23 protein-coding genes are annotated in these 26,178 nt (G+C 45.5%); 3 read left to right on the top strand and 20 right to left on the bottom strand.

Annotated features, from left to right (window positions below; genetic code table 11):
• Window positions 1–31: 31 nt before the first annotated feature.
• From ispH to murJ, 6 genes are all read right to left on the bottom strand, one after another.
• A complete protein-coding gene (gene ispH, locus vsple_RS02655; RefSeq protein WP_261883111.1) occupies window positions 32–967 on the bottom strand; it encodes a 4-hydroxy-3-methylbut-2-enyl diphosphate reductase in 936 nt (311 codons plus the stop codon).
• Window positions 968–1,117: 150 nt separating this feature from the next.
• Window positions 1,118–1,549, bottom strand: coding sequence for an FKBP-type peptidyl-prolyl cis-trans isomerase (gene fkpB, locus vsple_RS02650; protein ID WP_150895804.1), 432 nt, complete (start codon window positions 1,547–1,549; stop codon window positions 1,118–1,120).
• 126 nt (window positions 1,550–1,675) lie between these two features.
• Window positions 1,676–2,176: a signal peptidase II gene (gene lspA, locus vsple_RS02645; RefSeq protein WP_261882598.1), complete on the bottom strand. Its 501-nt coding sequence runs from the start codon at window positions 2,174–2,176 to the stop codon at window positions 1,676–1,678.
• Between the two features lie 160 nt (window positions 2,177–2,336).
• Window positions 2,337–5,192, bottom strand: coding sequence for an isoleucine--tRNA ligase (gene ileS / locus vsple_RS02640; protein WP_261882597.1), 2,856 nt, complete (start codon window positions 5,190–5,192; stop codon window positions 2,337–2,339).
• Window positions 5,193–5,255: 63 nt separating this feature from the next.
• Window positions 5,256–6,191 (bottom strand): bifunctional riboflavin kinase/FAD synthetase, encoded by a 936-nt coding sequence (gene ribF / locus vsple_RS02635; protein WP_255231420.1) that lies wholly within the window; start codon window positions 6,189–6,191, stop codon window positions 5,256–5,258.
• Window positions 6,192–6,261: 70 nt separating this feature from the next.
• A complete protein-coding gene (gene murJ, locus vsple_RS02630; protein WP_338116311.1) occupies window positions 6,262–7,824 on the bottom strand; it encodes a murein biosynthesis integral membrane protein MurJ in 1,563 nt (520 codons plus the stop codon).
• Between the two features lie 251 nt (window positions 7,825–8,075).
• Between murJ and rpsT the strand changes: the two genes are divergently transcribed.
• On the top strand, window positions 8,076–8,336 hold the full coding sequence (rpsT, locus tag vsple_RS02625) for a 30S ribosomal protein S20 (RefSeq protein WP_032553178.1): 261 nt from the start codon (window positions 8,076–8,078) through the stop codon (window positions 8,334–8,336).
• Between the two features lie 134 nt (window positions 8,337–8,470).
• Here the strand turns inward: rpsT and vsple_RS02620 are convergent, their stop codons facing one another.
• Together vsple_RS02620 and nhaR are read right to left on the bottom strand one after the other, a co-directional pair.
• Window positions 8,471–8,767, bottom strand: a complete 297-nt coding sequence (locus tag vsple_RS02620; protein WP_255231422.1) for an ArsR/SmtB family transcription factor — start codon at window positions 8,765–8,767, stop codon at window positions 8,471–8,473.
• A gap of 104 nt (window positions 8,768–8,871) precedes the next feature.
• Entirely contained in the window at window positions 8,872–9,762 is an 891-nt protein-coding gene (nhaR, locus tag vsple_RS02615; protein WP_261882595.1) for a transcriptional activator NhaR, read from the bottom strand.
• Between the two features lie 388 nt (window positions 9,763–10,150).
• On the opposite strand from nhaR, the gene vsple_RS02610 reads away from it, so the two are divergent.
• Window positions 10,151–11,296: a Na/Pi symporter gene (locus tag vsple_RS02610; RefSeq protein WP_032553175.1), complete on the top strand. Its 1,146-nt coding sequence runs from the start codon at window positions 10,151–10,153 to the stop codon at window positions 11,294–11,296.
• A gap of 708 nt (window positions 11,297–12,004) precedes the next feature.
• Here vsple_RS02610 and vsple_RS02605 read toward each other — a convergent pair.
• Genes vsple_RS02605 through rppH form a run of 5 tightly spaced genes read right to left on the bottom strand, consistent with a single transcriptional unit; the run spans window position 12,005 to window position 17,311 of the window.
• Entirely contained in the window at window positions 12,005–12,856 is an 852-nt protein-coding gene (locus vsple_RS02605; RefSeq protein WP_032553174.1) for a thymidylate synthase, read from the bottom strand.
• 9 nt (window positions 12,857–12,865) lie between these two features.
• Window positions 12,866–13,687, bottom strand: coding sequence for a prolipoprotein diacylglyceryl transferase (gene lgt / locus vsple_RS02600; protein WP_261882594.1), 822 nt, complete (start codon window positions 13,685–13,687; stop codon window positions 12,866–12,868).
• Window positions 13,688–13,740: 53 nt separating this feature from the next.
• The gene (locus vsple_RS02595) at window positions 13,741–14,532 is read right to left on the bottom strand and encodes a sulfite exporter TauE/SafE family protein (RefSeq protein WP_255231426.1); all 792 of its coding nucleotides are present in this window, start codon (window positions 14,530–14,532) and stop codon (window positions 13,741–13,743) included.
• A gap of 8 nt (window positions 14,533–14,540) precedes the next feature.
• Complete coding sequence (gene ptsP / locus vsple_RS02590) at window positions 14,541–16,790, bottom strand: phosphoenolpyruvate--protein phosphotransferase (RefSeq protein ID WP_261882593.1); 2,250 nt, start codon at window positions 16,788–16,790, stop codon at window positions 14,541–14,543.
• Window positions 16,791–16,792: 2 nt separating this feature from the next.
• Entirely contained in the window at window positions 16,793–17,311 is a 519-nt protein-coding gene (rppH, locus tag vsple_RS02585) for an RNA pyrophosphohydrolase (RefSeq protein WP_239841548.1), read from the bottom strand.
• Window positions 17,312–17,925: 614 nt separating this feature from the next.
• Between rppH and mutH the strand changes: the two genes are divergently transcribed.
• Complete coding sequence (gene mutH / locus vsple_RS02580) at window positions 17,926–18,591, top strand: DNA mismatch repair endonuclease MutH (protein WP_255231428.1); 666 nt, start codon at window positions 17,926–17,928, stop codon at window positions 18,589–18,591.
• Between the two features lie 26 nt (window positions 18,592–18,617).
• On the opposite strand, the gene vsple_RS02575 is transcribed toward mutH, so the two are convergent.
• The 7 genes from vsple_RS02575 to recJ all read right to left on the bottom strand — a co-directional run bounded on the left by vsple_RS02575 (window position 18,618) and on the right by recJ (window position 26,171).
• The gene (locus vsple_RS02575) at window positions 18,618–18,929 is read right to left on the bottom strand and encodes a DUF6482 family protein (RefSeq protein WP_032553168.1); all 312 of its coding nucleotides are present in this window, start codon (window positions 18,927–18,929) and stop codon (window positions 18,618–18,620) included.
• 191 nt (window positions 18,930–19,120) lie between these two features.
• Entirely contained in the window at window positions 19,121–19,372 is a 252-nt protein-coding gene (locus vsple_RS02570) for a DUF1127 domain-containing protein (RefSeq protein ID WP_261882592.1), read from the bottom strand.
• Between the two features lie 107 nt (window positions 19,373–19,479).
• Window positions 19,480–19,602, bottom strand: a complete 123-nt coding sequence (locus vsple_RS02565) for a hypothetical protein (RefSeq protein ID WP_261882591.1) — start codon at window positions 19,600–19,602, stop codon at window positions 19,480–19,482.
• Between the two features lie 310 nt (window positions 19,603–19,912).
• On the bottom strand, window positions 19,913–21,247 hold the full coding sequence (vpsR, locus tag vsple_RS02560) for a cyclic-di-GMP-binding transcriptional regulator VpsR (RefSeq protein ID WP_261882590.1): 1,335 nt from the start codon (window positions 21,245–21,247) through the stop codon (window positions 19,913–19,915).
• 278 nt (window positions 21,248–21,525) lie between these two features.
• Window positions 21,526–23,058 (bottom strand): lysine--tRNA ligase, encoded by a 1,533-nt coding sequence (lysS, locus tag vsple_RS02555; RefSeq protein WP_255231432.1) that lies wholly within the window; start codon window positions 23,056–23,058, stop codon window positions 21,526–21,528.
• Window positions 23,059–23,108: 50 nt separating this feature from the next.
• Window positions 23,109–24,207, bottom strand: a protein-coding gene (prfB, locus tag vsple_RS02550) for a peptide chain release factor 2 (protein ID WP_150895812.1) whose coding sequence is annotated in 2 segments (ribosomal slippage) — window positions 23,109–24,131 and window positions 24,133–24,207 — 1,098 coding nt in all. Because the reading frame shifts where the segments join, the coding sequence is not laid out codon by codon here.
• Between the two features lie 227 nt (window positions 24,208–24,434).
• Window positions 24,435–26,171 carry a single-stranded-DNA-specific exonuclease RecJ gene (gene recJ / locus vsple_RS02545; RefSeq protein WP_261882589.1) on the bottom strand — a complete coding sequence of 579 codons (1,737 nt, stop codon included), beginning with the start codon at window positions 26,169–26,171 and terminating at the stop codon, window positions 24,435–24,437.
• Window positions 26,172–26,178 lie beyond the last annotated feature (7 nt).

Below are 26,178 nucleotides of genomic sequence, written 5' to 3'. Positions count from 1 at the left end.
CTTAGTGCAAAACGCTTGTCGAACGTGATGATTAATCAACTTGTTTAATCTGAAGCTCTTTTGGTACTTCGAAGAACATGTTCTCTTCACGACCTTGAATTTCTTCGATGCCTTCAGCACCTAACTCGCGAATACGATCTAGAATCTGATTAACCAGCTCTTCTGGCGCAGAAGCACCTGCGGTCACGCCGATTTTCTTCTTACCTTCAACCCACTCTGGTTGGATGTCTTCTGGACAATCCGTTAAGTAGCCTGGCGTACCCAATTTCTCAGCCAGCTCTTTTAAGCGTGTTGAGTTGGATGAGTTCTTAGAACCAACCACAATCACCACATCAACATCGTTCGCCATATCACGCACCGCATCTTGACGGTTTTGTGTTGCGTAGCAGATATCGTCTTTGCGTGGGCCTTGGATCTCAGGAAACACGCGACGCAGCTCTTCAATCACATCAGCCGTCTCATCCACAGACAGTGTCGTTTGGCTTACATAGTGAAGGTTGCTTGGATCTTTCACCACCAGCTTTTCAACATCTTCTGGCTTCTCAACCAAGTACATGCCACCCGTATCACTCGCGTATTGGCCCATGGTACCTTCAACTTCAGGGTGACCTGCGTGACCAATCAGAACCACTTCCATATTTTTACGGCTCGCACGAGCCACTTCCATATGAACTTTGGTTACCAGAGGGCAAGTTGCATCAAAAACCGTTAGGTCGCGCTCTTTGGCCTCTTTACGAACCGCTTGAGAGACACCGTGAGCAGAAAAGATAACAATGTTGTCGTCTGGTACTTCATGAAGCTCTTCCACAAAAATCGCACCGCGCTGTTTCAAACCTTCAACAACAAAACGGTTATGCACCACTTCATGACGAACATAAATCGGTGGTTGATACAATTCCAGTGCGCGTTCCACGATACTGATCGCTCGATCAACACCGGCACAAAAACCACGTGGGTTAGCTAACATTATTTTCATTTTATTGCTCAGTTCTTTTATTGCGAATCGCTTACAGCGCGGCCAAAGTCATTCTACAGTTCGCGTTTAGCGAAGCGGGCATTCTACAGGGAAGCGCAAAGACAGTGAAGCTTCGAATTGTTGGCAAAGATGAATCGCCGTCTATTCTACCGCTAAGATATTAACGTCAAACGTTACGTCTTGACCTGCTAGTGGGTGATTAAAGTCCACAGTCACAGAGTCGCCAGCAATATCCGTAATGATGCCTGGGATTTCCATGCCATCACGCCCAGAGAAGGCCATGATAGTGCCAACTTCAATCTCAGTATCGCCAGCAAAACGGGCGCGGTCCATGTGATGAACATTATCTGGATTCGGCAAACCGAACGCATCTTCTGCTTTTAAATCAATCGATTTTTGCGTGCCCGCTTCTAGTCCTAATAGGCACTGCTCAAAGTTCTCACTCAAGCTACCATCACCCATTACAAATTTAGCTGGCTTGCCCATGTTTTCAGTACTGTCAGCAACGGAACCGTCTTTCATCTTAATCGTAAAATGAAGTGTTACTGCTGAGTCATTCTTAATTGCTGTCACGTTACTTTCCTTGGGTTATATCAATTATTATTTTTCCTCACAGAGAATAAACAAAAAGCGCCGCCGGAATCAACCGACAGCGCTTAGGGCTATTACATTCTGTGAGTCATTAAGTGACTTTAGAGCCTATTTGCTCTCATCTTTTTTGCGAAAACCATCAAGGATGATCATCGCTGCACCGATACAGATACCCATATCAGCAAGGTTAAATGCAGGCCAGTGGTATGTACCCCAGTAGAAGTCTAAGTAATCGACAACAAAACCGTGTACAACACGGTCAAATACATTACCTACCGCACCACCAATGATGATGGCATAAGCGATGTTATTCCACTTCTCTGTGGCCGGCAGCTTACTCATCCAGTAAGTCAGCATACCTGTGACGACAAACGCGATTCCGGTAAACAACCAACGTTGCCAGCCACCTTGATCACTCAAGAAACTGAATGCGGCACCATAGTTATGTACGTACAAGAAGTTAAAAAATGGCAACACCTCAATACGGTTTGCCCAGCCATACCCCATGTTGTCCATTACAAGCAACTTAATGCCAATGTCCGCAAGAAAGACTAATAAAGCCAACCATAACCAACGTACGCCTGACTGTTTTAACGAAACTTCACTCATTTCTATTCCTAGTATTTACGAAGCGATTCCTTATTCACACTCTCGATTTGAGTCGTCATAAGTCACCAACTTGGTTAAACACGTTTCCCATAACTAAAAATAACCCCAGTTGATACTGGGGCTATGATTTTTACAAAAAGTTCAGTCTTTCTCTGAGTTGTTATGCGAATTTACGCACTTCACCTTCACCTGCAACGTTAGTCACACAACGGCCACACACTTTCTCGTGACCTTCGATTGTGCCAACGTCTGGCGTGTGGTGCCAACAACGGTCACACTTCTCGTTCTCTGTCGCTGCAACTTCAACGAATAGACCGTCAAGGTCTGTCGCTTGTGCTGCATCGCTCTTCTCGCTCAGAGGCTTAACAACCGCAGCTGAAGTGAGAAGAACAAAACGTAGTTCGTCTTCTAGCTTGTTGATTTTCGCTGCTAGTGCATCGTCTGCGTATAGAGTCACTTCAGCTTGCAGTGCTCCACCGATGGTTTTCTCTTTACGAGCGTCTTCAAGAAGCTTGTTCACTGCGCCACGAACAGATTGGATTTCCGTCCAGAATTCGTTGCTTAGCTCTTCGCCTTCCGCTAGACCAAATAGACCTTCGAACCACTCACCAGTGAATACGAACTTGTCACGCTGCTCTCCCGTTGGTAAAGAGCTTGGCATTTCGTTCCAGATTTCGTCTGCTGTGAACGACATGATAGGTGCCATCCAACGAACCAGAGCTTCTACGATGTAGTAAAGCGCAGTTTGACAGCTGCGTTGAGCGTGGCCGCCCTTCTTCGCTGTGTACTGACGGTCTTTGATTACATCTAGGTAGAAAGAACCCATCTCGATAGAACAGAACTGCATTAGACGTTGAGTTACACCGTGAGTGTTGTACTCACCGTATGCTTTCACGATCTCTTCTTGTGCAGCTTGTGCGCGGCCTACAGCCCAACGGTCTAGTGCCACCATCTCTTCAGCTGGAACTAGGTCAGTTTCTGGGTTGAAACCGTTCAAGTTCGCTAGGAAGAAACGCGCTGTGTTACGAATACGACGGTAAGCATCTGCTGAACGCTTCAGGATCTCATCAGATACCGCTACTTCACCTGTGTAGTCTGTAGAAGCAACCCATAGACGCAAGATATCGGCACCTAGCTTGTTGGTTACATCTTTAGGTGCAACAACGTTACCGATAGACTTAGACATCTTACGGCCGTTACCATCTACTACGAAGCCGTGTGTTAGCACTTGCTTGTATGGCGCTTCGTCTTTCATCGCGATAGATGAAATTAGAGAAGATTGGAACCAACCACGGTGTTGGTCTGAACCTTCTAGGTATAGGTCCGCTTTGTTGCCGTTGTACTCTTCACGAGCGTCCACAACTGAGTAGTGTGTGACACCTGAATCGAACCATACGTCCAGTGTATCGAGTACTTTCTCGTAATTGTCCGCTTCTTCGCCCAGTAGGTCAGAGATTTCTAGATCCCACCAAGCTTGAATACCCTTCTGCTCAACAAGTTGAGCGACCTGCTCGATAAGCTCAAGCGTGTTCGGGTGCAGTTCTGCTGTCTCTTTATGAACGAACAGAGCGATTGGCACACCCCAAGTACGTTGACGAGAGATACACCACTCAGGGCGACCTTCGATCATACCTTCGATACGGCTTTGACCCCACTCAGGCATCCACTCAACACCCTTGATTGACTCAAGAGCTTTCGCACGTAGGCCAGCTTGATCCATCGATACGAACCATTGTGGTGTCGCACGGAAGATGATTGGCGTTTTGTGTCTCCAGCAGTGTGGGTAGCTGTGCTCGTAAGCGTGGTGATGTAGTAGAGCACCTTTCTCTTTCAGTACTTCAAGTACAGAGTCGTTCGCTTTAAATACGTGTTGACCAGCAAATAGCTCAGTGTCAGGTAGGTAGACACCGTTTGAACCTACTGGGTTTGCTACTTCTAGACCGTACTTGTTACCAACCGCGAAGTCTTCTTGACCGTGGCCCGGTGCTGTGTGAACCACACCAGTACCTGAATCCGTTGTTACGTGATCGCCAAGGATCGCAGGAACAGTGAAGTCGTAGAATGGGTGGTTAAACTGAGTTAGCTCAAGATCAGCGCCGCTTGCAAAACCTAGGTTATGAAAGTGCTCGATACCCGCACGATCCATTACGTCTTTAGCCAGCTCAGAAGCAACGATGATACGCTGTGCAGCTTGATCGCCATTCGCTTCTACTTGGATTAGAACGTACTCAAGATCGTCACGTAGACATACTGCGCGGTTTGCAGGCAGAGTCCATGGTGTTGTAGTCCAGATAACGATAGAGATATCGCCTTGGCCTTCGTGACCTTCAGCTAGCTTGAACTTAGAAACTAGCGCAGCTTCATCAGCCGCAGTGAATTTCACGTCGATTGATGGAGAAACTTTGTCTTTGTACTCAACTTCCGCTTCCGCTAGAGCAGAACCACAGTCAGTACACCAGTGAACAGGTTTGAAACCTTTCAGTAGGTGGCCATTGTCTGCAATTTTACCTAGAGCACGGATGATGTTTGCTTCAGTGCCGAAGTCCATAGTGCGGTATGGCTTGTCCCACTCGCCCATGATACCTAGACGTTTAAAGCTCTCTTTTTGACCTTCAACTTGGCCCGCAGCGTACTTACGACACTCTTCACGGAACTCAGAAGCAGAGATCTTCTGACCTGGTTTGCCTTTTTTCTTCTCAACCATCAGCTCGATTGGAAGACCGTGACAGTCCCAACCTGGGATGTATGGAGCATCAAAACCAGACAGAGTCTTAGATTTAATAATAATGTCTTTAAGAATCTTGTTTAGCGCGTGACCAATGTGAATATCGCCGTTCGCGTATGGAGGGCCATCATGCAGTACGAAAGATTTTTTACCTTTCTTCGCTTTACGGATTTCGCCGTAAAGATCTTCTTTGTACCAACGCTTAAGCATTTCTGGCTCACGATTTGCCAGATTACCGCGCATTGGAAACCCTGTTTCAGGTAAGTTCAGGGTATCTTTATAATCACTCATCGATTCTTAATTCCGTTATATTGGGCGAAGTTAGACATTATGTTAATCGGTGGAATCAACCGATTAATTCTTTAGCTGACGCAGCCACACCCTTGCTGCTTCAGCATCCAATTCTATTTGATTCTTTAGTGCGTCGAACGATTCAAACTTTTTCTCGTCGCGCAGTTTATGCAAAAGACGTACTTCTAACTGTTTACCATATAAATTGGCTTTAAAGTCAAAAAAATGCACTTCTAGTTGCTGACGAACCCCATTTACCGTTGGTCGTTGTCCGATATTGGCAACACCACCGACAGGTGAACCATCGATGTCAACTGCTTCAACAACATACACCCCAGAGACTGGAGAGACACAACGTTTCAGTGGGATATTCGCCGTTGGGAAACCTATGGTTCTTCCCAATTTACGCCCATGAGAGACACGACCACTGATACTGTAGTCACGCCCTAACATGGCAGCGCTAGAGGCCAAATCGTCAACCGCCAGAGCATTGCGTATTTCCGTGCTACTTACACGTAGCTGGTTTAAGCAGTAGCTTTGGGTGCTCACCACCTCAAAACCGTACTTTTCACCCGCTTCTTTAAGCATAGCGAAATTGCCGGTGCGACCTTTACCGAAGCAAAAATCATCACCCACCACCAAAAACTTCACACCCAGTTTGTCCACCAGCAGATCTTTAATAAAAGCATCCGCCGATAGGTTCGCGAAGTAGTGGTTAAAGTTGACACACAATAAACGGCTAATATCCAGCTTACTCAGCTGCACGAACTTATCTCTTAAGCGAGTTAAACGTGCAGGGGCTTTGTCACGAGCAAACAGTTCCATGGGCTGAGGCTCAAACGTCATCACGACAGAGGGTAAGCCCAATACCGCAGCTTGTTTGGATACCTGGCTCAGTACTTCCTGATGTCCTAGATGTACACCATCAAAGTTGCCTATGGTTAATACACAGCCGTGATGCTGCGCTTTAATATTGTGAATGCCTCGGATTAGTTCCATTACGACCAGCTAAAATCTGTTATTTGCATCATTCATTGTGTGAAACCGACGGATTATATACTAATCAGTATTACTCTGTCGCTGCTTTTAAATGTTTTACTCGGATACCCAAAGCGAATACAGAGACAATATAAGCAAAGCCGCCAAGTCCAATCAAGCCAGTTAGCATAAGCGCTCGGTAACTGAAGCTCCACTCAAGCCATTGTTGCATACTCTCTAGCTGCCATAAAATCACAGCAACCATTGCGCCACCCGCAAGTAAAAGCTTTCCGCTAAAAACTAAAGTCGTTTTCGTTAACTGGTAAACGCCAGCTAAATGTAAGCCTCTATATAGCAGTGCCATATTGACAAAGGCTGACAGTGCGGTCGCAATCGCCAAACCTACGTAACCATAGAAATAAGCAAAAATGGCATTAAACACCATATTGCTCACCATTGCGATAATACCGTACTTAACAGGCGTTTTTGTGTCTTGGCGTGAGTAATAACCCGGTGCTAGCACCTTAATCAACATAAAGTTTAATAGACCCGAAGCATACGCGACCAGTGACATCGACGCTTGCTCCACGTCATGAGGGCTAAATTCACCACGCATGAACAGCACCATCAGCATTGGCTTTGCTAAAACAATGAGGCCGAACATGGCAGGAATGCCCAGCAGCAAGACCATGCGTATCCCCCAATCCATAGTATGAGCAAAACCCTCACCTTGGGCATCCACATGTTTACGAGATAGTGCAGGCAGAATCACGGTCGCGATAGCAATTCCAAACAAACCCAATGGGAACTCTAACAGGCGGTCAGAGTAATAAAGCCAACTGATGGAGCCTGTGGCTAGGAAACTGGCAATAAAAGTATCAAACAGTAGATTGATTTGACTGACGGAAACACCAAACAGAGCAGGGATCATCAAAGTACGGATCTTAACAACACCAGGATCGCGCCAGCCCCACTTGGGCTTAACTAAAACGCCCTCTTTAATTAAAAAAGGTAGTTGGAACAGAAACTGAACCAAGCCGCCTAGAAAGACACCAATCGCCAATCCAATTTCAGGCTGTTCCAGATTCGGCGCAATGAAGAGCGCAGATCCTATGATCATGACGTTCAAGAACACTGGCGTAAAAGAAGAGACCGCAAATTTACCTAAGGTATTAAGAATCGCCCCAGATAAAGCAACGAAGGTAATGAACCATAAATAGGGAAAGGTGATTTTGAGCATCAAACTGGCTAACTCAAATTTATGAGCCGACGGACCACCATTGAGCCAATCGATAAACCAACCTGCACCAAATAGAGCGGTGATGACGCCAGAACCAATCACACCAACTAAAGTAACAATAGAAACCAATACCCCAAGCGTACCAGATACTCTAGCTATCAATTCGCGAGTTTTGTCTTTGTCTCCAGCAGCGTGGTATTCAGTCAGAACTGGTACGAAGGCTTGTGAGAAGGCGCCTTCAGCAAACAGACGACGCAGAAAATTAGGGATCTTATTGGCAAAGAAAAAGACGTCAGCACTGGCTCCTGCCCCCATCAAATTGGCAACGACAACGTCGCGCACAAGTCCCAATACACGGGAAACAAAAGTCATCGCACTTACTATCATGCCTGACTTTAATAGTCGTTTACTCACAAAAACCTCTGACACTGATTGATTAGCTCTAAGCGAGGATAAATACTATCCGATCGTTAGAAGCATATTTATTAGCATTGGTCTAAAAATGCTGTTAGAATCCCCGCCATCTTAACCGCGATAACCTTTCCATTCCAAAGTTTGTTTGGCTACGATTGGTTTTTGCACAAATCATTTGACAATTAAGCGCAAATGAGGGATAGTCCTCGCCCTTAAATTGTCACCGAACTAAGTTTTTGGGAGTTAGACCCTTGGCAAACAGTAAATCTGCTAAGAAGCGCGCTATCCAAGCTGAGAAACGTCGCCAGCACAACGCTAGCCGTCGTTCTATGATGCGCACTTACATGAAAAAAACTATCGCAGCTATCGCAGCTGGCGATAAAGAAGCTGCAACTGCTGCTTTCGTAGAAGTTACACCACTTCTAGACCGCATGGCGACTAAAGGCCTTATTCACAAGAATAAAGCTGCTCGTCATAAGTCTCGTTTCGCTGCTGCAATCAAAGCTCTTTAATAGATATTTGATTTCAAAGCAAAACGAAAAAAACCGGCCTTGGCCGGTTTTTTTATGTCTGCGATTTGCCGTTTTCTCTTAATGGTCGTTATGACACACATCCATGTGTTCTGAAACTCACATCCAACACCGCTCTATTTCTTACAATAGATACCATGCAGTAACGTAATCATTGCTTTCACCTCTTTACTACTCAATGTGTAGTAAACCGTTTGAGCTTGTTTACGTGTTTCAACTAAACCATCTCGCCTTAGCCATGCTAAATGTTGCGACAAAGCCGATTGACTCAGTTCTAACATTTTGCACAACTCACCTACCGATAATTCGCTATCGTGTAATAGACACAAAATCTGTAGGCGGCGCTCATTCGCCATCGCTTTTAGCAATACGACGGCTTGTGCCGAGTTTTTCTCCATTTCTTTCAAGTTCATAGTCTGGCTCCCTACTACCTTCAACGCCAACTACGGGCTATCAGTACTATTTACGGCATATTGTAGAGTTATGATAATCGATATCAATTCATTAACAAACTAACTCACTCGAACAAATTACTAAAATCTGCGTCACATACATTTTTAACTGCCGGATGTTGGATCATCCTCTCAGCAAAAATGACATAGTACTCTTCTTTCAACTCTTCAATACCACCCAACATCTGTAGTGAGGTATCTTCTTCTACTTCAGATAAATAGAGTGTTGGTGCTAAGAAAATGGCATCGTGGTGATAACGCGCAAAGGCTTTCATTAATGCAGCATCATCAAACTCACCCAAGATGTCCGGCTTCAGGCCTTGTCTATCAAACCATTGCAAAACCTTGCGCCCCATCGAAGTACGGCTACCCGGTATTAATAGCTTTCTCTGTTCCAAGACCGCGGGAAAACTAACATTGTCGACCTTACCGGTACAGAAAAAGCTCATACCACTCTCACCTAGCTTCTTACTGAATAACCCCGGACTTTGGCTCGAGTCTACTGGACAGTCAGACAGGATCATATCAAGCTTATGTTGCGACAGCTGTTCCAATAGCATTTCGTGAGTCGATTCAAAACAGCGTAAATGAATGCTGTTACCTTCAGGGATCGTCGACATTAAGATCTTGCTGACGAGCCTTTTTGACAACGCATCTGCAACCCCCACATCAAACAAGATATTAGAATGTTGGCTGTAATTAACGATATCCAACATTTCATAGCTAAGACCAAACATACGGTCAGCGTACTTAAACACCAGTTGGCCTAGTTCTGTCGGCTCAACACTACGCCCATTTCGCTTAGTGAGCTTGCCATCCATTCGTTCTTCAAGAGCTTTAATTTGCCCGGTGACGGTTTGAGGCGTTAAGAAGAGCGCTTCAGCTGCTTTAGTGATTGAACCTTGCTTGCACACCATCCAGAAATAGTAGAGGTGGTTGTAATTAAGATGCGACATGATGAAAGCCGTATTGAGTTATATGACACTCTTTTATAGCAAATATGACACCTCACCTCAATTACTTCGGTTTTTATATCGTTAAAATGGAAAAACCATTGAATTTACCGAAATGTAAATATTCACACTGTCACATTAAATCGTAGAAAAGCGATTTTTTTTCAATTTTTTTATTCAAAAGCGCTATAAACAAAACAACAATAAAAACTTAAAATACAACAACTTAAAACAACATAATCAGCTATAAAAATATTTAAACAGCAAATTATCACAAAAAAAAGCCGCACTAATAAAAATGTCATATTACTGAAATATTCGACCTCTAACATCACGCTCAGATTAACTAACAGACCAAACACAGACTTTAACGGTCCATGGAGAAAACATTATGAACCAAGCTACTACTGCAGCAGCGCCAATCTCGAGCACTACTCGCTGGCTACGCTGGGCTAACTTGGCATTCATGCTTTACCTACTACTTCTTTCTGTATCAATGGTAGGTACTGGCTTTAAATGGGCAACCGGCGAACAGGCAAAGGTTCTTTTTGAATTTGCTTCACACCCAGTTGCAGGCTTAATGATCGGCTTGGTTGCAACCGCACTTATCCAATCATCAAGCACCGTGACATCTATCATCGTTGGCTTAGTTGCGGGTGGTTTACCTGTTGAAGTAGCTATCCCTATGATCATGGGTGCAAACATCGGCACAACGGTAACTAACACGCTTGTAAGTCTTGGCCACGTTCGTTGTAAGGATGAATTTAAGCGTGCGTTTGCAAGTGCAACGATTCATGACTTCTTCAACCTACTTGCTGTAATGATCTTCCTACCGCTAGAGATGATGTTTGGCATTCTTGAGAAAGTATCTCACTGGCTGGTATCGCCAATGCTTGCAACTGGCGACATGAGCATGAAAGGCCTTAACTTCATCAAACCAATCACTAAACCGGTAGTGAGTGCAATCAAAGAACCACTATCTACATTCGGTGACACAGTAGGTGGCGTACTCCTTATCGTTCTTGGTATCGCAACTATCTTCGTTGCTATCACAGTGATGGGTAAACTAATGAAGAGCCTAATGGTAGGCCGCGCTCGTGAAATCCTAAAGAACGCTATCGGTCGTGGTCCTCTGCACGGTATCGCTTCTGGCTCAATCGTTACTGTTCTTGTTCAGTCTTCTTCTACGACAACAAGCTTGATGGTTCCGCTAGTAGGTTCAGGTGTTCTTAAAGTACGTGACGTTTACCCATTCACTCTAGGTGCTAACATCGGTACGTGTATCACAGCACTACTAGCAGCAACAGCGGTATCTGGTGAGTTCGCAGTATTCGCACTACAGATTGCTCTAGTACACCTAGTGTTCAACATCATGGCAACAGTATTCATCTTTGGTATTCCGTTCCTACGTGAACTACCAGTTAAAGCAGCAGACCTGATTTCAGACATGGCTGTGAAGAACAAAGCAGTTGTAGCAGGTTACCTAATCGCTGTTTTCCTAGTGCTACCAGGTTCTATCCTAGCGCTAACTGCTTAAGCAAAAAGTCCATCGCATAATCAAAGCCCGCAACGAGAGTTGCGGGCTTTTTCTTTTTTAAGAGCAGATGAGAGATTCGAGTAAACGAGTGGCGAAGAACAAAAAACAGATTCGGGGTACGGGTAACGAAAAGCACGAACTATGATTATCGTTTTTAGTCTCCAGCGTATCCCTCTGATTAAGCACGCTCTTCGCATCTCGAACCCCGCTTACTCGTATCTAAAAGAACCGTCATTCCCTACAGCGAGGGACGAGCGTGATAGGGAATCTCGCAGGCGTGCAACGAAAGAGATTCCCTACTCCTTCCTCCGTCAGTCTAGGGAATGACGGGGCAAAAGCAGATACGGGATGCGAGTGAATGAGTAGCGAAGAGCAAAAAACAGATTCGGGGTACGGGTAACGAACAGTACGAACTGTGATTGTCGTTTTTAGTCTCCAGCGTATCCCTCTGATTAAGCACGCTCTTCGCATCTCGAACCCCGCTTACTCGTATCTAAAAGAACCGTCATTCCCTACAGCGAGGGACGAGCGTGATAGGGAATCTCGCAGGCGTGCAACGAAAGAGATTCCCTACTCCCTCCTCCGTCAGTCTAGGGAATGACGAATACTTCTAGCTCTTCGCATCTCGCTTACTCGTATCTTTCCGCTGCCCTTCAGGTACAAAAAAGGCTGCACCATGGCAGCCTTTCAAATCATTTTATAAGCGTATTATACCGAGAACGGGTACTTAATCGCTTCGTGACACTCGTAGCCTTCTACCCAGAAGTCGTCCAGTGTTACCCATGTTTCTAAATCTTCTAGAGACTTAATCTCAGGGTTAATGTGGAAAGTTGCTGGTGCGAGAGGTTCACGCTTCAACTGGATATCACGCATTGGTGCAAGCTGGTCTTCGTAGATGTGAGCATTGACTAGCTTGTGATAAGCCACACCCGGTTTCTTGCCAGTGATTTGCGCCATAATCGCTAGGAATACGTAAACCTGAACCATATTGAAGTTAAGGCCAAGTGGGACATCACAAGAGCGCTGAGTGCTGTTTAGATACAGAGTATCACCCAGTAGAGAAAAGTGATGGCTGTACATACACGGACGAAGACAACCCATGTGGAATTCGCCAGGGTTGTAGAAATTTAGGATCTCACCACGGTCATCAACACCACGCGTTAAGTCATCAACAATCTTTTTTAGCTGATCGATGTGTCCGCCGTCTGGCTTTGCCCATGCACGACCTTGAACACCATAAACACGGCCCATGTCGTCTTCACCTTTACGGTGAGGGTTATTCAACCAAGCTTCATTAAGGTTTGCATTTGCATCCCATGTTTTGGTGCCCAGCTTACGAAAATCTTCCGCGTTATCATAACCACGGATGTAACCAAGTAGCTCAGCAACTGCCGCTTTCCAAAAGCTCTTACGTGTCGTCACAAGTGGGAACTGGTTGTTGCCAACATCGTAAGTCAGGTCTGCATTGATCACCGTTAGGCAGCGTTTGCCTGTACGCTCGTTTTCAATCCACGTGCCTTCATCAACGATTCGCTGACAGAGTTCTAAATACTGCTTCACACCAATTCCTTACTTCGTTTGTTGTGGGACTTCATCTTTGTAGTGACCGCGCTTGTATGCCCAAACCACCATAAGAATACCGATAATCACCATAGGTAGAGACAGGATTTGACCCATTGAGATAAATCCGCCAAACAGACCTAGGTGTGCATCTGGTTCACGTACATATTCTACTAAGAAGCGGAATGTACCATATCCAGCAAGGAACAGACCAGAAACTGAACCTAATGGACGAGGCTTCTTAATAAACCAGTTCAAAATGAAGAACAGAACAATACCTTCAAGCGCCATTTCGTACAGTTGAGATGGGTGGCGAGGCAGCGGGCCTCCATTCGGGAAGACGACACCCCATGGCACATCCGTCACTCGGCCCCACAATTCGCTGTTCATGAAGTTACCTAAACGCCCCATACCCAAGCCAAACGGCACCAATGGCGCGATCATGTCGGCTACGCCAAAGAAGGTTCGACCGTTCTTTTTCGCATACCAGAACATTGCGGTAATAACACCTAGCAGACCACCGTGGAATGACATGCCGCCAGTCCATACTTTAAAGAGATACAGAGGATCCGCTAGGAAAAGGTCAAAATTGTAAAACAGCACGTAACCAACACGACCACCGATAACAACCCCCAAGAAACCAGCAAATAGTAAATCTGAGACTTGCTCGCGAGTCCAACCACTGTTTGGTTGGTCTGCACGGCGATTAGCTAGCCACATCGCAAACACAAAACCAACAAGGTACATCAAACCATACCAACGAACAGAAATTGGCCCTAGTTCAATCAGAACAGGATCGATATTGGGGAATTCGATAAAACCCTGAGACATATTTAGCTCTCTATCTAGAATAAAAGAATTAGCCAACGGCTAAGAGGAGTACACTACAGCAGCATGCTTGCGGCTATAAACATTAAAAAGACGGCAAACACTTTTTTTAATACAGGCGTTGGCAGTTGTGTTGCCAACTTAGCACCAGTGCGAGTGGTAAGTACCGAAGTACAAGAGATAGCCACTAACGCAGGCACATAAACGTAACCTAAACTATACGCAGGCAATGATTCAACCGACGAACCGTGCCAAATAAAACCAATCATACCCGAAATGGCAATCACGCAACCACAGACCGACGAAGAGCCGACCGCCTTACGCATCTCAACCCCATGATGATTCAGAAAAGGTACAGACAGTGAACCACCTCCAATTCCGGCTAAGCTGGAGATCACACCAATACCGCCACCGCATGCGACTGTTTTTGCTGGGTCCGGCATAGTCTTTTGGCTGTGAGAACGTATCGACAACAGCATTTGCATTGCCAGCAACAAAACAATGATGCCAAATACTTTAGGGAGATATTGAGATGGGATGGAATCGGCAATAAAAGAGCCCATAAAGCCGCCAACCACAACACCAGGCATCAACCACTTCACCACGAACATCTCAACATTACCAAGTTTCAAATGGTTCAACGCAGAAGAGCCAGAAGTGACAATAATGGTCGACAAAGAGGTTGCCAACGCCATTTGCATCGCAATCTCATGTGCAATACCCGCTTTAGGCAATAAGAACAACAATGCTGGGACGACCAACAAGCCTCCGCCAATGCCCAATAAGCCAGCCAATACACCAACAACGGCGCCAAGGCCCGCTAGCAATCCAATGAGTTCGTATGACACGTTTAATCCTATTTTTTACCTGCTCTGATAAAGCCGGCAAATTCACGCTGTTCGAAATAGGACAGCATCATACTATAGATGTCACTGCCGTACGGCTGCACGAGTGCATTATTTGCTAAATCTTGTAAATCACTCAATGAAGACTGACGTATCAGATATTTAATCCTTGCCACATTCGAGGTGTTCATACTCAAGGTTTGATAACCAAGACCGATCAATAGCAGTGCACCCATCGGGTCACCCGCTAACTCACCACAAATACACACCGGCAGTTGATACTGTTTACAAGTATCGTGAATCTGCTTGAGCGCCATGATCACTGCTGGGTGCATAGATTCATAGACATCAGAGACACGAGAATTGTTCCGGTCAACCGCCAATAAATATTGAGTGAGATCGTTAGTACCAACTGAAACGAAATCAACACGGTCAGCAATCAATGGCAATAAGTAAAGCATTGAAGGGACTTCAAGCATGATCCCGATACGTGGCATACAAACACGCTCATCAATCTCGTACACCTCTTCGTACGCCTGCTTGATAAGCTTCAATGCATCATCAAGCTCACGCGCACCGGAGATCATGGGTAGAAGAATGCTAAGGTTTTGACTGCCACAGCTGGCTCTGAGCATAGCCCTTAGCTGAATAATAAAGATGTCTGGATGGTCGAGCGTGAATCGAATACCACGCCAGCCCAAGAAAGGGTTATCCTCTTCAATCGGAAAATAAGGTAGAGCTTTATCACCACCAATATCCAGCGTTCGCATCACAACCTGCTTGTCTGGATAACTCTCCAGCACCGATTGGTACTGTTTAACTTGTTCATCTTCTGAAGGAAAACGCTGTTGCAGAAGGAAAGATATCTCAGTTCGATACAGACCAACGCCATCAACGCCTTGATTGAGTGCAATGTTAGTATCAGCACTCAAGCCCGCATTAAGTAAAATCTCGACCTGGTGATCGTCTTGTGTTTTGGCGGGTAGGTGAATATCACGATTCACCATTGTTGAGAGCTCTGTCTCTTCGAGGATCAGCTCTCGATACTCTTTTAATAAGTTTTGAGTCGGCTCAATGAAAATCTCGCCACTATAGCCGTCAACAATGACCTGCTTGCCGTTCACACTGGTAAGATTAAGAGTCACTCCCATTACCGATGGAATACCTAGAGCCCGTGATAAAATGGCAGCGTGAGAGTTTGCTGCTCCTTCTAGCGAAATCACCGCCAACAACTTCTCTTTCGGGATCGAAGCCAATACAGACGCTGTGAGCTCACGGACTACCAATACGATTGGCTTCTCTAAAGAGTGCTGCTCTTGTTCTGAATTGTGTAAGAAATAGAGTAGACGCTGTCCAAGCTCTCTAATATCTTGCGCTCGTTCACGTAGGTAGAGATCAGACATACGAGCAAAACGACTTGAGTAGCTCTCCACGACTTGTCTCAGTGCCCAATCGGCTTTATCCCCTTTTTGAACCTGTGCCTTGAGATCATTGCGCAACATCGGATCATTCAAAAGGTGGGTAAACAGGTCGAAGATCGCCAGAGCGTCTTTGTTGATATCACTGTCTAAACGCTTACGCATGCGCTTAAAGTCATTCAGTGCATTTTCAACTGCAACCGCGAGCAGTTCATGTTCACGTTCGATATCAAGCGTTGAAGCAGGATACACATCGGTTAACTCTGGCTGGGTGTTATCCCACCACAGCTCACCAATCGCCACTCCCGATGAGGCAGCGATCCCTTTAGTCGAAGGTTGATCTTGATGTTCCAGCAACCACATACCTTGCGTTTGCGCATGCGCGACAATCACCGCTAATTGTGCAGACAAAGTAACGAGAAACGACTCCTCCATCTCACTGAATAGGCGTGGCGATTTTTGCTGGATGACCAGAACCCCAAGCACTTGCTTACGGTAGATAATTGGTGTTCCAAGAAAAGAGTGATAAACGTCTTCCCCAAGTTCTGGGAAAAACTTATAGGCAGGGTGCGCAGAAGCTTGCGCGAGGTTGATAGGTTCAGCACTGCGTTTAACCAAGCCGACTAAACCTTCGTCAAACCCAATATGGATACTGTTCCCTTCAAAAATGAGGCCTTGAGTTGCCATTAACTCAAGGCGCTGCATATCATTGTTGGCTAAATACACAGTGCAACATTCAGTCTGCATTGCGCTGCACGTCTCTTTTACTAAAATATCTAATGCGGTTGAGACGTCTTCAACCCTAGATACGTGTTCAACTATTTCCCTTAGTTGACTGAGCATGCTTAACCTCTACGCTGTTTGCGTTTTCCTTTTGTTTTCCGCTCTTTAAATGGCATAGCTAAAGAAGCGAACTCTTTCATTGCACGGCGGTATACGTCTCGCTTGAAAGAAACAACTTGTCGAACAGGGTACCAGTAACTTACCCAACGCCAACCATCAAATTCAGGTGTACTTCCACGTTGCATGTTAATACGCGACTCATCGCAATCTAAACGCAGAAGAAACCACTTCTGTTTTTGTCCAATACAGACAGGTTTTGAATCCCATCGAACCAGTCGTTTGGGTAGCTTATAGCGTAACCAATGACGACTTGTTGCGACGATCTTTACATCCTTTTTGGTAAGGCCAACCTCTTCATATAACTCACGGTACATTGCCTGCTCCGGAGTTTCACCTTCATCGATTCCCCCTTGAGGGAATTGCCATGAATGTTGCCCGTATCGTTTAGCCCAGAAGACCTGACCATGGTTGTTACAGATTACAATACCAACGTTTAATCGGTAACCATCGCCATCTATCACTGGCCAACCTCTATTTAAATTTTTAATTACACTGATTTTTCCACATATCCCCAAGCGGAGCAAACTTCGTGACGTGATTAGGGCTATATTTATGAATAATTTCTTAAAACTGGATAACTTTTACTCACAAAATAGTTACCCACACAATAGTGAGACATAGACCACATTTATTCACCTTTTCTGTGAATAACTATGTGAAGAATTCACCGCAAACGTTTTTTTTAATCCATACTTTCATCAACAGCCTAAACCAACAACAATTAGACATAAAACATAATATATAAAAATCAAATACTTAAATTAAATTAATCGCTAAACTAGAATTACATTTTTCAAATGATCTTTTGAAAACTCAACATGGTCAAAGATCAACCACCCTTAGCTTTATCCACACTCATCATTCAAAGATTCAGTTTACACGCTATTTGGCAAGCATTTTATCCTCTCGAAACCCCTGTTTATTTATCCACTGGTTTGTTTTTGTAAGATTTTAGACTCCTAGCCTGTGGATAACCGTAGGATTGATCCGTAAATCGCCACTATGATCATTTATTAACCACACTGCATTTTCATTCGAATCTGATAAAATCGGCGTTTTACCAACTCGATGTGTTATGAAACCTGAACCACAAACTGAAGCGGAGCTGCTAGAGCGAGCCTACGCCATTGCCGGTATGACCTTTCAAGAACTGGCTGAGGAAGCTGAAATGACCATGCCTAAAGATCTGAAACGAGATAAAGGCTGGGTTGGGCAGCTGTTGGAGTGGCACCTTGGTGCGCCAGCTGGGAGTAAACCAGAGCAGGACTTCGCACATTTGGGCATTGAGCTTAAGAGCATTCCGATCAGTTACAGTGGCAAGCCATTAGAGACCACCTTTGTCTGTGTTGCTCCTTTAATGGGCGTGCAAGGGCTGACTTGGGAAACCAGTCATGTTCGCAACAAATTATCCAAAGTGTTATGGATCCCAGTTGAGGGAGAGCGCGAGATCCCGTTGGCAGATCGTCACGTAGGATCACCACTGTTGTGGACGCCAAGCAGAGAAGAAGAAGAGATACTTCAAAGAGACTGGGAAGAACTGATGGAGTTGATCGTGTTAGGTAACGTTGAGCAGATCACCGCTCGTCACGGCGAAGCTCTACATCTGAGACCTAAAGCAGCACACAGCCGAGTCTTAACTGAGGCGTACGGCGCGAGTGGAAAGCCAATCAAGACCAAACCGCGCGGCTTCTATTTAAGAACTCAGTTTACTCATCAGCTTCTGACAAAACACTACGCTTGATAACGAGCAATTGTAACAACGACGACTTAGTGTGGATTCAGAGCTAACTCTATATCGCAATAGCGTTGGCTTGGCTCACTACCAAACTCGTCATAAGTGTTGTGGAGGCGTAAATAGGCCTTATCGAAACCAAGCCTGAGGAGCTCCTCTTTGACCTGGTCCAGCGATCCAAAGTGTACTGGCTCTCCACCTTGCTTAACTGGCTCTAATTTATGCTTATATTCCACTGCTAATAGATACTCTGGGATATCAGAACACCCGATAACATAAACCTTGGGTGTTCGATAAGAGTCTTTATGATCGCCATGCAACCACATATCTAGTTGATGCTTTTGCATACCTCACCTCCATCAATATCTTTAGCTTAGTAGAACTGACTTTGTTTGCTAAACAACCTCATAAAAAATATGAAAAGAGGAGCGTATTACCCCTCTTTTCAACGGTACTGATTCAGAGATCCCCCTCCGACACCATAACCAGCACCTATTTCTTTATCCTAGGGAGTGACAGGTGCAATCACTCCCTAGTATTACGTCGGTATTCGCGCACTTAAGACACGACGAAGATGGCGAACTCGGCGCTCGATAGTGACGGTTTCAGGCTCTGATAATCCGATTGGTCGTCCATCGACTTCTAGACCGATATCTTTTAGTAGATGTGGATTCTCCCAAGGAAGATCGTAGACACTGCGGCGGACTTTCCGTCTCCAGACTCGCTCCTCGTGACGAAGATCGGCTCGGATAAGAACTGTGGCTAATTTGAGGTAAACTGAGTGACGCATAATATATTCTCCAGTAGTGGGATTAGACTGGGGAAAAATAGCGTGAAATAAGAGGTAGATATGTCTTAGCTGCTATTTTTCCGCAGCCAAGTATGGGTACGGATTAATTAGTTAGATTTATCTTGGGTGTTGCGATCGGCCATTACTGATAGACGTGGCATAGCAGCCACCAAGTCAGTGCTAGGATCGAACGACGCGCAAATGTGCTGAATAAAATCGAAATGTTTCATTTGCGCCTCCAAGCTAATTAATTAATCCCAAAAGATGTGATTTGAATGCTTCTGGCTTGTTAGCAAACCATTGCTTTCACGATTAAATTCTATCCAATCGAGAACATTATTCAACCACTAATCTGTTAACAATCTGAAAACAAAGCATTCACCCAAAATCCCAATTGCATATGATGTTGAGCATAAGATATTCACTATGATTATATAAATTTATAGAGCTTATCTCTGTTCATGCTTTTCAATCAGATAAAAAGCTTCGCCAAAAAAGCCAAAAGCCACGCAATGCGTGGCTCTCAAATGGTGGGGTTTTCTAAATTATCCCTTCAGATATCAGATTATGCTTATTGAGCAGACGATACATAGTCGCTCGTGAAACTCCCAGCTCCTTCGCGGCTAGAGAAACCTGTCCTGCATGCGACTCTAAAACGACAATCAAAGCATCGCGCTCTGATCGCTCTCGAATGCTTTTCAAACTGCGCTTTTCATCTTGCTGTTTTGGCAAATCAAGATGCTCTTCATCAATAATGATCGAATCAGACATCAGTACCACCCGCTTAATTTGATTCATCAACTCACGTACATTGCCCGGCCAGTGGTAGCGAGACAGTGCCGTGACCGCCGATTCTGAGAAGTTCTTAGCCTGTGCATTGAACTCTTTGGAGTAATCGTGCAAGAAGTGGTTTGCCAGAATTGGAATATCACTGACACGCTCTTTCAAGCTCGGAACATGTATTCGTAGTACATTGATGTAGTGATAAAGCTCCTCATTAAAATCGCCTTCAATCAAAGCCTTCTCTATATCTGAGGAGTTTGAAGCTAAAATACGTACATCAACAGAGCGCAGGCCTTTTGAAGTTTCAACCTTACCTTCTTGCAAAAACTTAAGCAGATTCACCTGCTGGTCTCTAGGCATAGCTAAAATATCGTTGAACAGAATCGTTCCACCATCCGCCTCTTCAAGCATGCATGGAGTATCCCCCACCTTACCGGCCAAGCCAAACAGTTCACTTTCGATTCTTGATTCAGGCAGCGCACGGCAGTTCACAGTCAAAAAAGGATGTTTTGCACGAGAAGAGTGTCTGTGAATAGAACGCGCAACCGTCTCTTTGCCTGATCCGCTGTCTCCTGAGATCAAGATACTAACGTCAGTCGGGCCAATTCGTTTGACTTGATCTCTCAGCCGTTTGACTGCAACAGAGTCCCCCAGCAGCCCCATGTCACTGTTCAAACCATAATTTGGCCACACCTTCTTCTCAAGCTTTAACATGCCTAACTGGTGTCCTATCGTGCTAAGTAGCTGAGCATCTGGGATCGGAGTCGTGAAGAAGTCGATACAGAAGTTCACGATAAACTGGCAGATCGTGTCTGAACTTAGTTGTGATTCACGAATCAGAGCTAACCATCGTACCTGTTTGTTATTACTCACTAAATTAGCGACACCATTGAGACTGAACTCATCATGGCTTAGGTCAACGATCCCAATACAAGGACCGGTTTCCGTAAAAAGTGCATCTGCCTTTCTTAGGTCCGCACACTGAGTGCATTGCCAACCCACTTGTTCTAATACAGATAACCAAGGCTCGTACGCACCACCAACGACGATAAGAGAGCCTGGTAAGGAATCCATCTTAAATTGAGTTCCCATCCTTCTTCCTTATTCAATTTTCTATTTATTTGGCCGAGTACCAACTATTGCTTTCCCTGTATATGGGAAATCCACTGCGCAAGCAAGTTCATATTCACGCCAAGGACGTTTAGTAGTGAGACTATCTTAGATTCTTCGTCTCAATAGTAAGACTATGTCACAAATAATGATTTTTCGAACTCAGAGTGCGGAGTAGGTAAGGTTTTGATACGCCTAGAAATAAAAAAGCTACCCGAAGGTAGCTTTTTAGGATTCGTGCTATATGCGAAAGCGAGAGATTACGCTTGTGGACGCATCGCCGGGAATAGAATCACGTCACGGATTGTGTGCGTGTTAGTAAACAGCATTGCTAGACGGTCGATACCGATACCTTGACCTGCTGTTGGCGGTAGGCCGTGCTCAAGTGCTGTGATGTAGTCAGCATCGTAGTACATTGCTTCGTCATCACCTGCATCTTTCGCGTTAACTTGCGCTTTGAAACGCTCGTCTTGGTCTTGTGCATCGTTAAGCTCAGAGAAGCCGTTTGCTACTTCACGACCACCGATAAAGAACTCAAAGCGGTCTGTGAAGAACGGGTTGTCATCGCTACGGCGAGCTAGAGGAGAGATGTCCGCTGGGTAGCCAGTGATGAAGGTTGGTTGAATTAGCTGAGGCTCAGCCGTTTCACCAAAGATCTCTTCTAGAAGCTGGCCACATGTCCAGAACGTCTCTACTTCTACGTGTACAGATTTCGCGATTGCTACCATCTTTTCACGGTCTTGAAGGTCTGCTTCTGTTAGCGCTTGAATTTCAGCGTGCTCAGGGTTGTAGTGTTTGATTGCATCAAACATGCTCATACGAGCGTACTTACCACCAAACTCAACCGTTTCGTCACCGTAAGGCATAGAAGTCGAACCAAGAACGTCCATCGCTGCTGTGCTTAGCATCTCTTCAGTCAGATCCATCAGATCTTTGTAGTCAGAGTACGCTTGGTAGAATTCCATCATTGTAAATTCAGGGTTGTGACGTGGCGATAGACCTTCGTTACGGAAGTTACGGTTGATCTCGAATACACGGTCAAAGCCACCTACAACTAGACGCTTTAGGTAAAGCTCAGGTGCAACACGTAGGTACATGTCGATGTCTAGTGCGTTGTGGTGAGTGATGAATGGACGTGCCGTCGCACCACCAGGGATCACGTGCATCATTGGCGTTTCAACTTCTAGGTAGCCTTTTGAGCTCATGAAGTTACGGATTGAAGAGACAAGCTTAGAGCGCACGATGAATGCGTTGCGAGAATCTTCGTTCACGATTAGGTCAACGTAACGCTGACGGTAACGCATCTCTTGGTCAGTTAGACCGTGGAACTTCTCTGGAAGTGGACGAAGTGCTTTAGTTAGCAGCTCGTAAGACTCCATGTTCACGTAAAGGTCGCCTTTACCTGACTTGTGAAGTGCACCTTTAACACCGATGATGTCACCGATATCTAGGCCTTGGTATTTCTCTTTAAGCTCTTTTTGAACATCTTTTGCAGCGTATGCTTGGATACGGCCAGATGTTTCTTGAATCGCTAGGAATGGACCACGCTTAGCCATTACACGGCCAGCGATTGCAACCACGTGGTTTAGCTCTTCTAGCTCTTCTTTAGTCTTTTCACCGAATTCCGCTTGAAGGTCGCCAGCTAGGTGCTCACGACGGAAATCATTTGGGTGACCGTTTGCTTTGCAGCTCTTGCGGATATGATCCAGCTTCGCGCGACGCTCGGCGATCAGCTTGTTCTCTTCAGGTAAAGAGCCTTCTTGTGCGTTTTCGTTTTGAACAGCATCAGTCATTTTCGATGTATCCTGTCTTTCTTTATGAAAATTGTTTTTCGGTGAAAAGCTTACAGACCTGATTTCAGGCTAGCTTCGATAAATTTGTCTAGGTCGCCATCAAGAACCGCTTGAGTATTGCGGTTTTCAACGCCAGTACGTAAATCTTTGATGCGCGAGTCATCCAGTACGTAAGAGCGGATTTGGCTACCCCAACCGATGTCAGATTTAGCATCTTCGTTCGCTTGCTTCTCTGCGTTCTGTTTTTGAATCTCTAATTCAAACAGTTTTGCACGAAGCTGCTTCATCGCTTGGTCTTTGTTCTTATGCTGAGAACGGTCATTCTGACATTGCACCACTGTATTAGTTGGAACGTGAGTAATACGAACCGCAGATTCCGTGGTGTTTACGTGCTGACCACCCGCGCCAGATGCACGGTATACGTCAATACGCAGATCAGAAGGGTTAATATCGATATCAATGTTGTCATCAATCTCTGGGTAGATAAACGCAGAAGCAAATGACGTATGACGACGACCGCTTGAGTCAAATGGAGACTTACGAACTAGGCGGTGTACACCTGTTTCCGTACGTAGCCAACCATAAGCGTACTCACCTGAGATGCGAACCGTTGCCCCTTTCAGGCCAGCAACTTCACCCTCAGAAACTTCAATTACCTCGGTCTTGAAGCCTTTCGCTTCAGCCCAACGCAAGTACATGCGTAGCATCATTGAAGTCCAGTCTTGTGCTTCTGTACCACCCGAACCTGATTGTAGGTCGATGTAGCAGTCAGATGCGTCGTGATCGCCTGCGAACATACGACGGAACTCTAGCTTCTCTAGCTTAGCTTCTAGCTCAGCCAGTTCAGGTTCGATCTCGTCAAATGTCTCTTGGTCTTCTTCTTCAACCGCCAGCTCAAGTAGGCCTTCCACATCCTCAACACCTTGGTCAAGTTGGTCGATGGTCTCTACCACAGCTTCCAGTGATGCACGCTCTTTACCCAGTGCTTGCGCACGCTCAGGCTCGTTCCATACATCCGGTTGTTCTAGTTCTGCGTTTACTTCTTCTAGACGCTCTTGTTTAGCGTCATAGTCAAAGGTACCCCCTCAGGATATTTGTGCGCTCAGACACATCCTGCAGACGGTTTTTGATTGGATTGATTTCAAACATTTTAGCTCATCATTTATGAGTAGAATTTAACCGAAGAATTGTACTCAAAAGTGTGACGGAGATACAGAAATTTTTAGATAAGAAAGTCGAACAATCGCTGATGAATACGCAAAAGGAAATCAGCGAGATAAGAATGGGGTTAACATGAGGTTAAAAATGGCAATAACGCGCCCCAGAGGAGTTAGGGCACGCGCTCAATTTTGCTTTTAGCGGAAACGAATTGGTCGCTACTTCGCTTCAATATTGTCGATCATCAACTGCAGTGATTGATTGCCGCGGAACTCGTTGATATCGAGTTTATAGGCAAGGTGCACGGTTTTAACCGATGCGTCTGGCCAGCGACGCAAGTCGACATTAAAAGCAATACCATCAATCATCACGTTGGTCGGGTGACCTTTGTAGAGTGGCTCCAGCATCAATTTTAGGTGCTTTTCACCAACTAGTTTTTGATGGAGCACTTTAAATTCGCCATCAAAGATAGGTTCTGGGAAGGCTTGTCCCCAAGGGCCACCAGCACGCAAAAACTCAGCGGTATGCATCGAAAACTCTTCAGGAAGCAGCTCTCCATCCGACAAGATGATGCCTTTGAGTGCCGTTTCACCAAGATCTTGTTTGACCGCTTCATCAAACAGTTTACTAAAGCGTTCAAAATCTTTTTCCATGATGGTTAAGCCTGCCGCCATTGCATGGCCACCAAACTTCACGATCAGATCTGGGTTCTGCGTATCAATGCGATCCAGAGTATCACGCATGTGCAAGCCAGGAATCGAGCGACAAGAGCCTTTAATGCTGCCCTCTCCACCATCAGCAAACGCAATCACTGGGCGGTGATATTTATCTTTGATACGTGATGCCAAGATACCAATCACACCTTGGTGCCAATCGCGTTGGAACAGCGCCAAACCACACGGTAGATCTGCTTCACCGAACTCTAAACGTTCACAGAAAGCGATTGCCTCTTGTTTCATCCCCTCTTCAATCTCTTTACGAGTTTGGTTGAGGCCATCCAACTCACTCGCCATACGACGCGCTGCGTGGATGTTGTTGCTCATCAGCAGCTCTACACCAAATGACATGTCGTCAAGGCGTCCAGCCGCATTGATACGAGGCCCAAGAGCAAAACCGAAATCGGACGCTACCAGGCGACGAGCATCGCGTTTCGCCACTTCAATCAACGCCTGAATTCCCGGACGCGCCTTGCCTGCACGAATACGTTGTAGGCCTTGGTGTACCAAGATACGGTTATTCTCATCAAGAGGGACAACATCGGCTACCGTGCCAAGTGCTACGAGGTCAATCAGCTCCATAAGTTTCGGTTCAGCCATACCTTGCTGAGCAAACCAACCGAGCTTTCGCATGTGAACGCATAGCGCCATCATCAGGTAGAATGCAACACCAACTCCCGCCAATGCTTTTGAAGGGAACGCACAACTTTCTAAGTTTGGATTCACCATCGCATCCACCATCGGAAGCTCATGCCCCGGTAAGTGATGATCGGTGACCAATACATCTAAGCCTTTCTCTTTGGCAAAGCGTACTCCTTCAATCGATGAAACACCGTTATCCACGGTCATGATCACTTCTGCGCCAATCTCAATCGCCTGCTCAACCACTTCCGGGCTCAGACCATAGCCGTCTTCAAAACGGTTTGGCACCAAATAGTCAACGTTATTGCTGCCAAGCATACGCAGCGCCAACACCGAAAGTGCCGAGCTGGTCGCGCCATCCGCATCAAAGTCGCCAACCACAATAATACGTTTCTGCTGCTGAATAGCTTTGAATAGCAACTCAACTGCCGCATCAATGCCACCGAGCTTCTGGTATGAGTGCAAGCCTTTGGCTGCCGTCTCTAACTGAGCTGGACTATTAATTCCACGGCTCACATAGATTCGTTTAAGTAGCTCTGGCAAATCTGCAGGAAGAACGGAGGTATCGACTTCGGGGCGACGTTGTATCTCTATCATGACCTAT

Source organism: Vibrio pelagius, assembly GCF_024347575.1.
Taxonomy (GTDB): Bacteria; Pseudomonadota; Gammaproteobacteria; order Enterobacterales; family Vibrionaceae; genus Vibrio; species Vibrio pelagius.
Note: the sequence above shows the minus strand (reverse complement) of the source record. Positions and strands in the feature narration are given on the sequence as shown.